This is a genomic window from Catenuloplanes niger, assembly GCF_031458255.1.
Classification (GTDB): Bacteria; Actinomycetota; Actinomycetes; order Mycobacteriales; family Micromonosporaceae; genus Catenuloplanes; species Catenuloplanes niger.
Map to the genome: position 1 here is coordinate 2,581,248 of NZ_JAVDYC010000001.1, position 14,070 is coordinate 2,595,317.

General features: G+C 72.3%; 12 protein-coding genes and 1 pseudogene. 6 read left to right on the forward strand and 7 right to left on the reverse strand.

Translation table 11 applies throughout. The features are described from left to right. Positions 1-36 precede the first annotated feature (36 nt). Positions 37-1,059, reverse strand: a complete 1,023-nt coding sequence (gene hrcA / locus J2S44_RS11175; RefSeq protein WP_310411686.1) for a heat-inducible transcriptional repressor HrcA — start codon at positions 1,057-1,059, stop codon at positions 37-39. Positions 1,060-1,313: 254 nt separating this feature from the next. On the opposite strand from hrcA, the gene J2S44_RS11180 reads away from it, so the two are divergent. After that, positions 1,314-2,081, forward strand: a complete 768-nt coding sequence (locus J2S44_RS11180) for a magnetosome magnetite crystal formation protein family (protein WP_310411689.1) — start codon at positions 1,314-1,316, stop codon at positions 2,079-2,081. 25 nt (positions 2,082-2,106) lie between these two features. Here J2S44_RS11180 and hemW read toward each other — a convergent pair whose 3' ends face one another. Then, a complete protein-coding gene (hemW, locus tag J2S44_RS11185) occupies positions 2,107-3,327 on the reverse strand; it encodes a radical SAM family heme chaperone HemW (RefSeq protein WP_310411692.1) in 1,221 nt (406 codons plus the stop codon). A gap of 65 nt (positions 3,328-3,392) precedes the next feature. Here hemW and J2S44_RS11190 point away from each other — a divergent pair, with 65 nt between their 5' ends. After that, entirely contained in the window at positions 3,393-4,163 is a 771-nt protein-coding gene (locus tag J2S44_RS11190; RefSeq protein WP_310411696.1) for an enoyl-CoA hydratase-related protein, read from the forward strand. A gap of 29 nt (positions 4,164-4,192) precedes the next feature. After that, positions 4,193-5,050: a hypothetical protein gene (locus J2S44_RS11195; RefSeq protein ID WP_374727832.1), complete on the forward strand. Its 858-nt coding sequence runs from the start codon at positions 4,193-4,195 to the stop codon at positions 5,048-5,050. A 79-nt stretch (positions 5,051-5,129) separates the two neighbouring features. Here J2S44_RS11195 and J2S44_RS11200 read toward each other — a convergent pair whose 3' ends face one another. From J2S44_RS11200 to lepA, 3 genes are all read right to left on the reverse strand, one after another. Next, a complete protein-coding gene (locus tag J2S44_RS11200; RefSeq protein WP_310411699.1) occupies positions 5,130-5,408 on the reverse strand; it encodes a GlsB/YeaQ/YmgE family stress response membrane protein in 279 nt (92 codons plus the stop codon). 93 nt (positions 5,409-5,501) lie between these two features. Next, positions 5,502-5,990: an NUDIX hydrolase gene (locus J2S44_RS11205; RefSeq protein WP_310411701.1), complete on the reverse strand. Its 489-nt coding sequence runs from the start codon at positions 5,988-5,990 to the stop codon at positions 5,502-5,504. 5 nt (positions 5,991-5,995) lie between these two features. Further along, on the reverse strand, positions 5,996-7,855 hold the full coding sequence (lepA, locus tag J2S44_RS11210) for a translation elongation factor 4 (RefSeq protein ID WP_310411704.1): 1,860 nt from the start codon (positions 7,853-7,855) through the stop codon (positions 5,996-5,998). A gap of 266 nt (positions 7,856-8,121) precedes the next feature. Here lepA and J2S44_RS11215 point away from each other — a divergent pair, with 266 nt between their 5' ends. From J2S44_RS11215 to J2S44_RS11225, 3 genes are all read left to right on the forward strand, one after another. Next, positions 8,122-9,111, forward strand: a complete 990-nt coding sequence (locus J2S44_RS11215; protein WP_310411707.1) for a phosphotransferase — start codon at positions 8,122-8,124, stop codon at positions 9,109-9,111. 143 nt (positions 9,112-9,254) lie between these two features. Further along, positions 9,255-9,527 carry a 30S ribosomal protein S20 gene (gene rpsT / locus J2S44_RS11220; protein ID WP_310411709.1) on the forward strand — a complete coding sequence of 91 codons (273 nt, stop codon included), beginning with the start codon at positions 9,255-9,257 and terminating at the stop codon, positions 9,525-9,527. A gap of 82 nt (positions 9,528-9,609) precedes the next feature. Continuing rightward, positions 9,610-10,170, forward strand: a complete 561-nt coding sequence (locus tag J2S44_RS11225; protein ID WP_310411712.1) for a GNAT family N-acetyltransferase — start codon at positions 9,610-9,612, stop codon at positions 10,168-10,170. A 2,711-nt stretch (positions 10,171-12,881) separates the two neighbouring features. Here the strand turns inward: J2S44_RS11225 and J2S44_RS11230 are convergent. Then, positions 12,882-13,082, reverse strand: a pseudogene (locus J2S44_RS11230) (hypothetical protein); the annotation flags it as partial. After that, positions 13,079-14,062, reverse strand: a complete 984-nt coding sequence (gene holA / locus J2S44_RS11235; RefSeq protein ID WP_310411714.1) for a DNA polymerase III subunit delta — start codon at positions 14,060-14,062, stop codon at positions 13,079-13,081. The gene holA and the pseudogene J2S44_RS11230, both read right to left, overlap by 4 nt. Between the last annotated feature and the right edge of the window lie 8 nt (positions 14,063-14,070).

Here is a 14,070-nt window from a genome sequence, read left to right on the forward strand (position 1 = left end):
TGTCCCCATGTCTGTCTGGATCAGGAATGCCGGCGGTTAGTTCTGTGCCAGCAGTTCACTCACGTAGCGTGCCACGGCTCGCACCGTCGCGATGTTGCCGGGGTAGTCCATCCGGGTCGGGCCGAGCACGCCCAACCCGCCCACGATCGTGCTGTGCGGTCCGTAACCGGTGCTGACCACCGACGCGGACCGCAGGTTGTCGACCTGGGTCTCGTCGCCGATCATCACTCGGGTGGTGGTCGGCTCGACCTCCCCGAACAGCTTGAGCAGGATCAGATCCTCCTCCAGCGCCTCAAGGATGGGCCGCAGCGAACCGTGGAAGTCCAGGATGCCACCCCGGGTCAGGTTCGCGGTGCCCGCCAGGACAACCCGCTCCTCGCGCCGCTCGACCAGCGTCTCCAGCAGCACGGAGGAGAGCACTGCCATGGTCGGCCGCTGATCCGGCCGGATCTCGTCCATCAGCGCCTCGACCAGCAGCGGCGTGTCGACCAGGCGCTTGCCGCAGAGCTTCTCGTTGATGCGGGTGCGCAGGTCGAGCACGATCTGGGTGTCGGTCGGCTCGGGCAGCTCCACCAGGCGCTGCTCGACCCGGCCGGTGTCGGCGATCATGACGAGCATCAGCCGGGTGGTGGAGACCTGGACCAGTTCCAGGTGCCGCACCGACGACCGGGCCAGGCTCGGGTACTGCACGACCGCGACCTGGCGCGTCAGCTGCGCCAGGAGCCGGACAGTGCGATGCACCACATCGTCGAGGTCGACCGCGCCGGCGAGGAAGCGCTCGATGGCCCGGCGCTCGGCCGGGCTGAGCGGTTTCACCCGGGAGAGCCGGTCCACGAAGAGCCGGTAGCCGCGGTCCGTGGGGACGCGGCCGGCGCTCGTGTGCGGCTGCCGGATGTAGCCCTCCTCCTCGAGCACTGCCATGTCGTTGCGCACGGTGGCCGGCGAGACGCCGAGGTTGTGCCGCTCGACCAGGGATTTGCTGCCGACCGGCTCCTGCGTCGCGACGTAGTCCTCGACTATCGCGCGCAGAACGGCGAGCTTGCGATCGTCCAATGGCATCGCCAACCTACCTTCCCGCCGGTCAGAGATCCTCTCGCCCGCTGCTGCGGTACCGCCGATGCTGCTGTACTCCTGTTACCGGTGTTGCACCGCTGGCACTCGACTGTAGCGAGTGCCAGTCTACGACGCACGTCCACGAGAAGCGATGATCACTTTGCCCCACATATGCGATATTTCTGATATCTCGGTAATCGGGTAGGCGCGCCGGAGGAGAGGGCTGGCCTGGTTTGGCCGGTCCCTCTACCGTGGCGGGCATGACCGAACCGCCTCGTCCGCCTGGTGAGGGCAACCCGGGTCACCACGACCCGACCGCGCCCCTGCCGTCATACAGCACGCCGCCGACGCCGGACGGCTCCTACCCGCCGCCGAGCAGCGGCGCGGGCGCCTACCCGCCACCCACCAGCGGCGCGGGCGCCTACCCGCCGCCCACCAGCGGCGCGGGCGCCTACCCGCCACCCACCAGCGGCGCGGGCGCCTACCCGCCACCCACCAGCGGTGCCGGCGGGTACCCGCCGCCCACCAGCGGCGCGGGCGCCTACCCGCCGCCCGGCGGCTACGGCTCGCAGCCCGGTAGTGGCTACGGCGCCCCACCACCCGGTGGCGGCTACGGTCCCCCGCCCGGCGGCGGCTACGGTGCCCCGCCCGGCCAGGGTCCGCAGTTCGGCACCCCCGGCTACCCCGGCGGCAAGGCGAACTACGCCAACGACGACAAGACGTGGGTGATCCTGTCCCACATCGGCGGCGTCCTGTTCGGCTTCCTCGCCCCGCTGATCGTGCTGCTGGTCAAGGGCAACGAGTCGCCGATCGTCCGCGCGCACGCGGTCGAGGCGCTGAACTTCCAGATCACCTGGGGTCTCGCGGCGCTCGCCTCGGTGGTGCTCACGGTGTGCTCGTTCGGCTTCCTGTTCTTCCTGCCCGGCATCGTCTGGGTCGTCGTGCTGGTCTTCGGCATCATGGCGACTATCAAGGTCAACGACGGCGAGTGGTACACGTACCCGATGACCTGGCGTGTCGTGAAGTAGACAGCGCCGCGACCTGCCGGCCGGCTCAGGTCAGCAGGTCGCGGACCACGCCGTCGGCGAGCAGCCGGCCGTCGAGCGTGAGCACGATCCGGCCGGCGGCGTAGGCGTCCGGTTCCAGCAGACCGCGGCCCAGCGCGTCCGTGGCCCCGGCACGGCCGTTCTCGTCCAGCGTGGCGAGCGGCAGCCCGTCGGCCAGGCGGACGCGCAGCATCACGTCCTCCATGTGCCGGTCGGCCTCGGTGAGCAGCTCCCGGGCGAGCGCGGGCGTCTCGCCGGCGGCCAGGCGCTTCGCGTACGCCGCGGGGTGTTTGACGTTCCACCAGCGCACGCCGCCGACGTGGCTGTGCGCGCCCGGTCCGAGCCCCCACCAGTCGCCGCCGGTCCAGTAGAGCAGGTTGTGCCGGCAGCGCGCCTGGGGCGTGGCGGCCCAGTTGCTCACCTCGTACCAGTGCAGGCCCGCGGCCGTCAGCGCCCGGTCCGCGGCCAGGTAGCGGTCCGCGGCCACGTCGTCGTCCGGGTACGGCAGCTCGCCGCGGCGCATGCGGGCGGCGAGCCGGGTGCCGTCCTCGACGATCAGCGCGTACGCGCTCACGTGGTCGACGCCGGCCCCGATCACCGCGTCCAGCGAGCGGGCGAAGTCGTCCGCGGTCTCCCCCGGCGTACCGTAGATCAGGTCCAGGTTGACGTGCTCGAACCCGGCCTCGCGGGCCTCGGTCGCGGCGGCCGGTGCGCGACCGGCGGAGTGCTGGCGCTCCAGGATCCGCAGCACGCCCGGCGCGGTGGACTGCATGCCGAGCGAGACGCGGGTGAACCCGCCGCGCCGCAGCGTGCGCAGGTAGGCCGGATCCACCGACTCGGGATTCGCCTCCGTGGTCACCTCGGCGTCCGGCGCGAGCCCCCAGGTGTCGTCGATCGCCTCCAGGATGCGCACGAGGTCGTCCGCCGGCAGCAGCGTCGGCGTGCCGCCCCCCACGAACACGGTGTCCACTTTTTCCGGTTTTTTCGTCATGACGCGCGACGCGAGGCGCAGCTCGGCCAGCACGGTCTCCGCGTACTCGGCCCGGCTCGCGCCGCCGCCCAGCTCGGTCGCGGTGTACGTGTTGAAGTCGCAGTACCCGCACCGGCTCGCACAGAACGGCACGTGCACGTAGACGCCGAAGCCGCGCCGGCCGGAGGCCTCGAGCGCGGCCGCGGGCAACGCGCCGTCGGTCGGTACGGCCTCGCCGTCGGGAAGTTCGCCTGGCACTTTCGATCTCCTGGATCCGGTTCGTCGGGACGTGCCCGAGCACCCCCGTCCACTAGTGTGCCCGCATGACGTCCGCGCTCCTGCGGGTGGAGTCCGGTGGCGGGGTGGCGACCCTCACGCTGGACAGCCCGCACAACCGCAACGCCCTGTCCACGTCGCTGATCCACGAGCTGTCCGAGGCGCTGGCCGCGGCCGTCGCCGACCCGGCCGTCCGGGTGATCGTGCTGTCCCACACCGGCCCGGTGTTCTGCGCCGGCGCCGACCTGAAGGAGACCCAAGCCGCGTTCGACGGGGACGGCACGCTTCCGGTGGTGCCGCTGGCGGACCTGCTGGCCGCGCTGTGGGAGTCGCCGAAGCCGCTCGTGGCCCGGGTCGGCGGCCCGGCCCGCGCGGGCGGCATCGGCCTGATCGCGGCCGCGGACATCGCGGTCTGCGCGGAGCAGGCCACGTTCGCGTTCAGCGAGGTCCGGCTGGGCGTGATCCCGGCGGTGATCTCCGTGCCGGTCCGCCGCCGGATCACCGCGCGGGCCGCCGCCGAGCTGTTCCTGACCGGTGACGTGTTCGACGCGGCCCGGGCCGCCGAGATAGGCCTGGTCACGCAGGTGTCCGCGGATCCGGACGAGACGGTGCGGGCCTTCTGCGACTCGCTGCTCAAGGGCGCGCCGGCCGCGCTCGCCGGCGTGCGGGGCCTGCTGCAGGACGTGACCGTGCGCGACGAGCTGGCCAGGATGGCCGACGCCTCGGATCAGTACTTCCGGTCCGCCGAGGGCCAGGAGGGCATTCGGGCATTCCGGGAAAAGCGCGCACCCGACTGGAGCCCGCCGACGTCCCAGTAAGCTTGGCGTACTCGACGTGGGGGTGACGATTGCGGGTACGGGGAGTTGCGGCCGGCTGTACGGCACTGGCTCTGGTCGCGGCGCTCGGCGCGCTGGCCGCCCGGCACGACTGGGGCGACACCCTCCCCACGGTTCCGCTCGTCCTCGCCCGCGCGTGCGCCGTCACCGCGGACGGCCACGTGAGCCTGAACGCTCACCAGATGGCGAACGCGGCCACCATCGCCGCGGTCGGCATCCGGCAGAAGATGCCGGAGTACGCGGTGGTCGTGGCGCTCGCCACCGCGTTCCAGGAGTCGAAGCTGGAGAACCTCACCGGCGGCGACCGCGACTCGGTCGGCCTGTTCCAGCAGCGGCCCAGTCAGGGCTGGGGCACGCCGGAGGAGATCCGCGACCCGCGGTACGCGTCCGCGAAGTTCTACGGCGCGCTCAAGAAGGTCCGCGGCTGGGAGGACATGCGCGTCACGGACGCGGCCCAGCGGGTGCAGCGCAGCGCGTTCCCCGAGGCGTACGAGAAGTGGGCCGAGGAGTCCGAGGTGCTCGCGAAGGCGCTGCTCGGCAAGGCCACCGGCGCGGTCTCCTGCACGGTCAGCGGCGAGCCGGAGGTCCGCGGCGCCGCGGCCGCGTCCGGCCTGGCCGACGGCATCAACGCGGACTGGGGCACGGTCCGGTCCGCCACCGCGGAGCCGGACGGCCTCACCGTCGACGTCCAGGACGACCGGGACGGCTGGCGGTACGCGCACTGGCTCGTGTCGCACGCCACCGATCACGGCGTCGAACGCGTGCTCTTCGGCGGCCTGGAGTGGGAGGCGGAGGACGGCACCTGGTCGCCGATCGCCGGCGTCCCGGCTGCGGGCACCAATCGAGTCGTCGCCAAGGTATTCGACTGAAACATCACCTACACGGCGTGGGATAAGAACGTAAAAAGCCCGGCCGCCAAGCGGCCGGGCTTTTGGGACCCCGGAGAGGTCAGTAGCGGCTGACGCTGCGACGACCGGCGAAACCGGAGACCAGGGCCACACCGACGGCGGCCAGAACGATCTGGGTGGCCAGCTCGCGCCAGTCCCAGCCGGACGTGTCCGCGAAGCCCAGGGCCCGGGCGACAACCGTGCCGAGCAGCGCGGCCGCGACGCCGATGACCAGCGTGAGCCACAGCGGGATGTTCTGGCGGCCGGGCACGACCAGGCGGCCGAGCGCGCCGATGATCAGGCCGACGATGAGAGCGGTGATGATGCCGGTGATGGTCATTGTGACTCCTTCTGGATCCGGGGGTGCTATCTCTCGATGCCACGTTGTCTTGTGTGATCGATGAATTCCCGGAGTGCCGAGAAGCCAAACCGGCTAAGGCACCAACAATTTTTGAACGTCGGTCAGCGCGTGGTCCATCGTCGTGAACGCCATGGCCGGCGGGGCCGCGATCGGGAACCAGGCCATCTCCGCCGACTCCGCCGGGTCCAGCGTGATCGACGCGCCGGGCGCCAGCGACGCCAGATAGATGCAGTCCAGCACGAGCAGCGTCTCGTCCTGGTAGTCGTAGGTCCCCGGGTACATGCCGACCAGCTCGCCGAGCTCGACGTCCACGCCGAGTTCCTCGCGCGCCTCCCGGACCGCGGCGTCGGCCGGGTGCTCCGCGCCGTCGCAGAAGCCGCCGGGCAGCTCCCACAGCCCGGCCCGTGGCTCACGGGCGCGCAGCAGCGCCAGGAACTCGCCGTCGCGGTGGATGATCAGCCCGGAGGTCGGCCGCGCGTTCACGTAGACGTGGTACCCGCAGGCGGCGCAGACGGACGGCGGTGCGGACGGCAGCGCCGCACCGCACCGCGAACAGTGCACGACCGTCACTTCTTCGGGGCCTTGCCGCCCGCGTCGCCGCTGTCGGAGGTGTTCAGCGCCGCGATGAAGGCCTCCTGGGGCACCTCGACGCGCCCCACCATCTTCATCCGCTTCTTGCCTTCCTTCTGCTTCTCCAGCAGCTTCCGCTTCCGGGAGATGTCACCGCCGTAGCACTTCGCCAGCACGTCCTTGCGGATCGCGCGGATCGTCTCGCGGGCGATGATCCGGGAGCCGATCGCGGCCTGGATCGGCACCTCGAACTGCTGGCGCGGGATGAGTTTCTGCAGCTTGGACGCGATCGTGACGCCGTAGTTGTACGCCTTGTCCTTGTGCACGATCGCGCTGAACGCGTCCACCGGGTCGCCGTGCAGCAGGATGTCCACCTTCACCAGGTCGGACTCCTGCTCGCCGGACGGCTCGTAGTCCAGCGACGCGTACCCCTTGGTGCGGCTCTTCAGCTGGTCGAAGAAGTCGTAGATGATCTCGGCGAGCGGCAGCGTGTAGCGCAGCTCGACGCGCTCGCTCGACAGGTAGTCCATGCCCTTGAGCTGGCCCCGGCGCCCCTGGCAGAGCTCCATCACCGCGCCCACGTAGTCGTTCGGCGCGAGGATCGTGGCGCGCACGGTCGGCTCCCAGATGGAGGCGATCTTGCCGGCCGGGAACTCGCTCGGGTTCGTGACCGTGACCTCGTCGCCGCCCTCGATCTGCACCCGGTAGACCACGTTCGGCGCGGTGGAGATCAGGTCGAGGCCGAACTCGCGCTCCAGCCGCTCCTGGATGATCTCCAGGTGCAGCAGGCCGAGGAAGCCGCAGCGGAAGCCGAAGCCGAGCGCCGCGGACGACTCCGGCTCGTAGACCAGCGCCGCGTCGTTGAGCTTCAGCTTGTCCAGCGCCTCGCGCAGCGCCGGGTAGTCCGAGCCGTCGATCGGGTAGAGACCCGAGTAGACCATCGGCCGCGGGTCCTTGTAGCCGCCGAGTGCCTCCCGCGCCGGACGGGCGTTGATCGTGACGGTGTCGCCGACCCGGGACTGCCGCACATCCTTCACGCCCGTGATCAGGTAGCCGACCTCGCCGACGCCGAGCGCGGGGCCCTTCAGCATCTCCGGCGAGATGACACCGATCTCCAGCAGCTCGTGCACCGCACCGGTGGACATCATCTTGATCCGGTCGCGCGCCTCGATCTTGCCGTCGATGACACGGATGTAGGTGACCACGCCACGGTAGATGTCGTACACCGAGTCGAAGATCATCGCCCTGGCCGGCGCGTCCGCGTCGCCCTTCGGCGCCGGCAGCTGCCGGACGACCTCGTCGAGCAGGTGCGCCACGCCGGCGCCGGTCTTGCCGGAGACCTTGAGGCAGTCCTCCGGCTCGCAGCCGATCAGGTGGGCGAGCTCCTCCGCGTATTTCTCCGGCTGCGCGGCCGGTAGGTCGATCTTGTTCAGCACCGGGATGATCTGGAGGTCGTTCTCCATCGCCAGGTACAGGTTCGCCAGCGTCTGCGCCTCGATGCCCTGCGCGGCGTCGACCAGCAGGATCGCGCCCTCGCAGGCGGCCAGGCTGCGCGACACCTCGTAGGTGAAGTCCACGTGGCCCGGCGTGTCGATCATGTTGAGCACCGCGGACTCGCCCGTGCGCTCGCCCTCGCGCACGGTCCACGGCATGCGGACCGCCTGGGACTTGATCGTGATGCCGCGCTCGCGCTCGATGTCCATCCGGTCGAGGTACTGCGCCCGCATCTGCCGCGCGTCCACCACCTCGGTGAGCTGCAGCATCCGGTCGGCCAGCGTCGACTTGCCGTGGTCGATGTGGGCGATGATGCAGAAGTTCCGGATGGCGCCGGGATCGGTCGCGCCGGGGTCACGCATGGGTGGCACGTTCGTCCGTTCTTGTCGTCGAGGCCGCTTGGTTCACTCTCGCTCCGAGCCGCCGAATCGCCGAATCGCTCAGAGCCGCTGGATCGCACTCCATGGTCCCATGCCGCGACGCGGCAGTTCAAAACCATGAGCATCCGAGGGTACGCCCGGGACCTTCCCCGCCTCGATCGCTTCGCGGGCCCGGTGCCATCACGCGCTCCGCGCGCTGCCGTAGTGCCGGTGCGCCGTTCTCCGCCGCCGCCGGGCAGGATGGGACGATGGGTGTGATCTCGCTGCCTGAGGTGCCGTACGGCGCGACCGCGCTGCGACCGTCCTGGGCGGATCTGCCAGAGGGACTGCGCACCGCGATCGGCGCCCGGCTGGGCTCCCCGGTGACCTGGGCGACCACCGCCGGTGGCGGCTTCACCCGGGGCTTCGCCGGGGTGCTGGACACCGCGTCCGGTCAGCGGTTCTTCGTGAAGGCGGCCTCGCTGGCGCACGAGCGGCACCTCGCGGACTGGCAGTACCGGGAGGTGGCGATCACCGGCGCGCTGCCCGAGGCGGTCCCGGCCGCGCGGCCGCGCTGGTCACTGGCCGCCGCCGGCTACTACGCGACCTGCCTGGACGCGGTGGACGGCGCCGTCCCCCGGCTGCCCTGGTCGCCGGCCGAACTGGGCGCCGCGCTGGACGCCTGGGCCACGGCCGCGGCCGCGCTGGCCGTGCCGCCGGCCGAACTGATCGCGATGGACCTGCCACCACTGCCGCATCTGCTGCGCACCGAGCTGTCCTGGTGGACCGAGATCGCCGCCGGCCGGGAACCCGCGCCCGCGGTGCCGGCCTTCGCGGCCGGCCGGCTCGACGAGCTCGCCGCGCTGGAACGACTGGCGCCGGACCACTGCGGCGGCGACGGCGTGATCCACGGCGACCTGCGGCTGGACAACGTCATGATCGACGGCGCCGGGCGGGCCTGGATCTGCGACTGGACCTGGTGCTGCCGCGGCGCGCCGTTCTTCGACACCGCGACGCTGCTGGTCACCGCGCACGCCAGCGGGCTGGACGCGAACCTGCTCTTCACCGGCCACCCGACCGGCCGCGACGTGCCCGCCGAGGCACTGGACGCGGTGCTGGCCGCGCTCGCCGGCTACTGGTTGACCAGGGCCGAGTCCGGGCCGAGCAGCGCCTCACCGTATATTCGTGGGCACCAGCGGTGGAGCGGCGAGATGGCGCTGCACTGGCTGGCCACCCGACGAGGGTGGCTGAGCCCCTGATCGGCGGCCGTTTTGGTCGACCGACAGCAGGGCTGGTACTCTGGTCTTTCGCGTGCAGCGGCACCGTGTTGCCTGCGCTCGCACCAGCTTGAAACACCTTTTCATCGTCAGTAATCGCAATTTCGTAAGGACGTGGCTGTCGCGTGGCGAACATCAAGTCCCAGATCAAGCGCAACCGGCAGAACGAGAAGCGCCGGCTGCGGAACAAGTCGGTCAAGTCGTCGCTGAAGACGGCTATCCGCAAGTTCCACACCGCTGCTGAGTCCGGCGACTCCGCCGCCGCGACCACGCTCCTGCGGGACGCCAGCAAGCAGCTCGACCAGGCGGTGAGCAAGGGCGTGATCCACAAGAACCAGGCCGCGAACCGCAAGTCGGCCATCGCGAAGCGCCTGCACTCGCTCTCCAGCGCCGCCTGATTCACCGCACGTCGCGTACGGGTACCGCGCCGGCCTCCGCACGAGGTCGCGCGGTGCCCGTAACTGCGTTTCTCTCCCCCTCATGATCACGAAGCCGCTGGATCTCGCCTCCGCCGCGGACCTCGCCGCCGACATCATGTCGGCCGCGTTCGGCCTCACGCCCGCCGAGGAACTCCAGCGCCGTGACATCTTCGCCGAACACGCGCGCCATCCCGGCCTGATCGCCCGCGGCGCGTTCGACGGCTCCCGCCTGGTCGGCTTCTGCTACGGCTTCCCGGCCGGCGACCGCAGCTGGTGGGAACGCCAGGTCCATACCCGCCTCGCCGCGGTCGGTGCCGCCTCCTGGCTGTCCGCCGACACCCTCGAACTCACCGAACTGCACGTCCACCCGGACCACCAGGGCCACGGCCTCGGCCGCACCCTGATAACCGAGGTCTGCGACGCCAGCCCCGCCGCCCGCGTCCTGCTCAGCGTCCGCGTCGAGAGCACCGCGGCCCGCCACCTCTACGCCACGCTCGGCTTCACCGAGCTCACCACCCCGTTCCTCTTCGGCGGCATCCCACCCCGCTACCTCCTGATGGGCGCCCACCAGCCCCTACATCGCCGCACAGCCCACCCGGCCACCCGCGGCGACAACCCTTAGAACCACCACAGCCCCCGGCTGCCCCCGGCGCTCACAAACCCCGGCCGATCCGCGCCTGCCGCACCCCCGCGTCTGCCGCACCGCCGCACCTGCCGCACCGCCGCACCTGCCGCACCTGCCGTGTCTGCCGCACCGCCGCACCGCCGTGTCTGCCGCACCCGCCGCACCGCCGCACCCGCCGCACCGCCGTGCCTGCCGCACCCGCCGCGTCTGCCGCATTGCCGCGCACCCCGCGCCCACGCCGAGCAGATTTGCCCGCCGAGCGGGCGCCCGGCCTCGGATCACCCTCGTCCCGGCGTCATCTCTGGCTGGCCTCAGCATCTCCTCGTCGCGGAACTCACCACCCGCCGGCGAAATGACACGACGGGGAAGCCGCACCCAGCGAATTCCACCGCGGGACGAAGGCGCACCCAGCGAGAACCCACCGCCCGGCGAAACCGGCCACCCAGCGAGAACCCACCGCCCGGCGGAACTCGTTTTCCCAGCCGAACCCACCGCCCGGCGGAACTCGCCGCCGGCCAAACCCAATACCCTGCGAAACTCGCCGTCCGACCAAAACCCGACACCCGGCGGAACGCGCCACTCAGCGGAACCGCCACCTAGCGAAAGCCACCACTCAGCGGGGCGCACCGCCCAGGGCAGCCACCGCTGGCGGACCTGATGGGAAATCCGCCACAAGAAAAGGCCACTGCCGGTGACAGCCGCTCGGCGGAAGTCAGCACCGGCGACGGCCATCACCCGGGGAACTCACCGCAAGCGAAGCGGAGCCCGTTATCCGCCGGAAGCTGGCACCGGCGAGGTGTCGCCGGCGAGCCGAGCCGCACGGCGGTCGCCGTCACCGCTCACTCGTAGCGACGATCGGCCGAGCGCCGTGCCCGCTGGTGCGGCGTGTCCGCGTGACGTCCGCGATCGGAACGCTGGCCGGTCCTCAGGTCGCCGTCGGTCAGGCCGTTCGCGCCGGCCGATCGCCGACCGTGTCCCGCCGCCGGCGGGGGCTGCCGGTCGGCTGCCGGCGCCTGACGATCGCCGGGCTCGCCGGGGCGTGGTGAGAACCGATCGGGAAAGCGATGCGTGCCGCCGTCGGCGGAGCCGCGGGCCGCCGGCGAACCGCCGGCTCTCGGCCCGCCGCCACCGGACTGGACCGGACCGCCGGCCGGCAGCCGGTAGGACTCGTTCGACCGCCGGCCGCTCGGCACCCCGGCGCGCCGGCCCAGGTTCGCCGGCTCGTCGCCGTCGCCGCGCCGGGCCGCGTCACCCTGCCGGTGCGAGCCGTTCTGCCGATGCGATTCGTGGTGCCGATGCGATTCGTGCTGCCAGTCCGGCTCGTTCTGTCGCACCTGATGTCCCTGCCGGTCCGGCTCTCCGTGCCGGCCCGAGTTGCCCGGGCGGCCCGCTCCCAGCCAGTCCAGCTCCGCCCGCTGATCCGCGTCACCCGGCCGGATCCGGCCCCGCCGGGGATCGCCGCGATACCGATCCACCTCGCCGGCCCCGCCCCACTCGTCCTGCCCGGCCGACTCACCCCGCCGGCTGCTCTGCCGGATCGGATTGGCCTGCCACCCGGTGCGAGGCGGCCGCCCCGAACCGGCGTCCCCACCCGCGGCCGGCGGATCGGCGAATCGCGCCACCCCGCCGTCCACGGAATCCGCCGCCCACGACCGGCCGACGTCACGGCCGCCGGCCGCGGAACCCCCGCCCCACGAACCATCGGCCCCAGGACCGCCAGCCTCCGCCCCGCCGGCCACGGAACCCGCGCCCCACAGATCGTCGGCTCCAGGACCACCGGCCTCCGGGCCGCCGGCCACGGACACCGCGCTCCACAGATCGTCGGCTCCAGAACTGCCCACCCTCGGTCCACCGGCCGCATAATCCACCGGCCGGCGCCGGACAGGTCCGCACGCACCGGCTGCCGGGTCCGCCGTCCACCCCCGGCCGTCTTCCGGTCCGCCGGTGGCGGCGGGTCCGGGGTGAGCGGTCGCGCCGGTGATCTCGTCCTGATTGTGTCGGGCCCCGTAGACCGTCCCCTGCCGGGCGGCTCGGGACGTCGGCGCCGCTTGTTCGGCGGCCGGCCGAGCGTCGGCCCGCTGACCGGCGAATCGCGGTACGGCGCCACCGCGGGCGCGCACGCCGTCCGGCGTCCGTGCGCTCGGTGCGGCATCGCCCCGCACGCCGGCCATCCCACGGGCACCGGTCATCCCAGGGACACCAGCCAGGCCCGAAACACCAGGAAGACCATCACCGGTGAGAGCCTGGGCAGCAACGAGGGCCTGGACACCAGTCAGATCGTGAGCGCCTGCGGCGCCCCGGACATCGGCTGCACCGCGGGCGAGGGCGAGGCCGTAGACCTCGCCGGCATCGTGATCGCCGGCCACACCGGCAGTCGCCGCCGGACGCGACACCGATTCGGCGCCGGCCGCGGGACGGTCGCCGGCGATCGCACCGGCGAAGGCCGGGCCGGATGTCTCCGCCGGGAGCCGGCCGGCCGAAGACCGGCCGGCAGCCGACGTGTCGCCGGCCGGGAGCCCGGCGGTGGACGTCGTTTCGGCGGCGAGGAGACCGGCGGCGGACCACGTTTCGGCGGCGGGGAGCCCGGCGGTGGACGGGTGCTGGGGCGAAGTTGTCGCGGCGGCGGTGCGGCGGCGTTCGGCGAGGCTGCGGCGGACCGCGGCGCCGGCGGAGGTGCGGGACGGGTGGCGGGTGGAGCGGGAGCCGACGGCGGCGACCAGGTCGTTCAGCTTGACCATGACGGCGACCGAGGCCGGCAGGACCAGTACGCCCCACCAGGTGACCAGTTCGGCCAGCGCGAGCAGGACGCCGAGGCCGAGCGCGCCCTCGAAGTAGACGAAGCAGAGCAGGCCGCCGGGGGTGAGGTGCCGGAGGCGGAGGATCCGGGCGTAGAGCGGGCGAGCCGTCATCGGCCGCCGCCACCACGCCGTGCGGTTGCCACCGCGACCACGGCGCGTTCCAGCGCGTAGCCGCGGTCCTCGGCACCACCCTTCACGGCCGCGTTGCAGTCGGCGGCCGCGCGCATGGCGTCGACCAGGCCCTCGGGGCTCCAGCCACGGGACTGCTTCTGGGCTCGTTCGATCTTCCAGGCGGGCATGCCGAGGGTGCTGGCCAGCTGATAAGCATTGCCCCGGCCCGCGCCGGCGACGCGTGCGACGGTACGCACGCCGTCCGCCAGCGCGTCCGCTATCGGCACCGGGTCCACGCCGACGTGCAGCGCCCAGCGCAGCGCCTCCAGCGCGCCGGGCACGTCGCCGACGATCGCGGCGTCCGCCACGGTGAAGCCGCTGACCTCGGCGCGGCCCTTGTAGTAGCGGGCGACCGTCTCCGCGGTGATCCGGCCGTCGGTGTCGGCCATCAGCTGCGAGCAGGCGGCGGCCAGCTCACGCAGGTCGTTGCCGACCGCGTCGAGCAGGCCGGCGGCCGCGTCCTCGCTGCACGAGCCGCCGAGCCGGCGGATCTCGTCGCGGACGAACGCGACCCGCTCCCGGGCGCCCTTCATCTTGGGTACGGCGACGACCGTGGCCCCGGCCGACTTGAGCCCGTCCGCGAGCGCCTTGCCCTTGGCGCCGCCGAGGTGGCCGACGATCAGGCTGACCTCGGGGTCGGGGTCCTTCGCGTACGCCAGCAGCGTGGTGATCATGTCCTTGCGCGCGTCCTGCCCGGAGCGGAGCACGAGCACCCGCCGGCCGCCGAACAGCGAGGGGCTGAGCATCTCCGCGACCTCGCCCGGCACCAGCGCGCCGCCCTCGTACTCCCGCACGTCGGCCCCGGGGTCCACCGCGCGCGCGGCCTGGACGGCAGCGGCGATCGCGCGGGCCGACAGGAGCTCCTCGTCACCCAGGACGAGCGTCAACGCAGGGGGGTTCGCGGCAGTCACGCCGGACATCGTCGCAC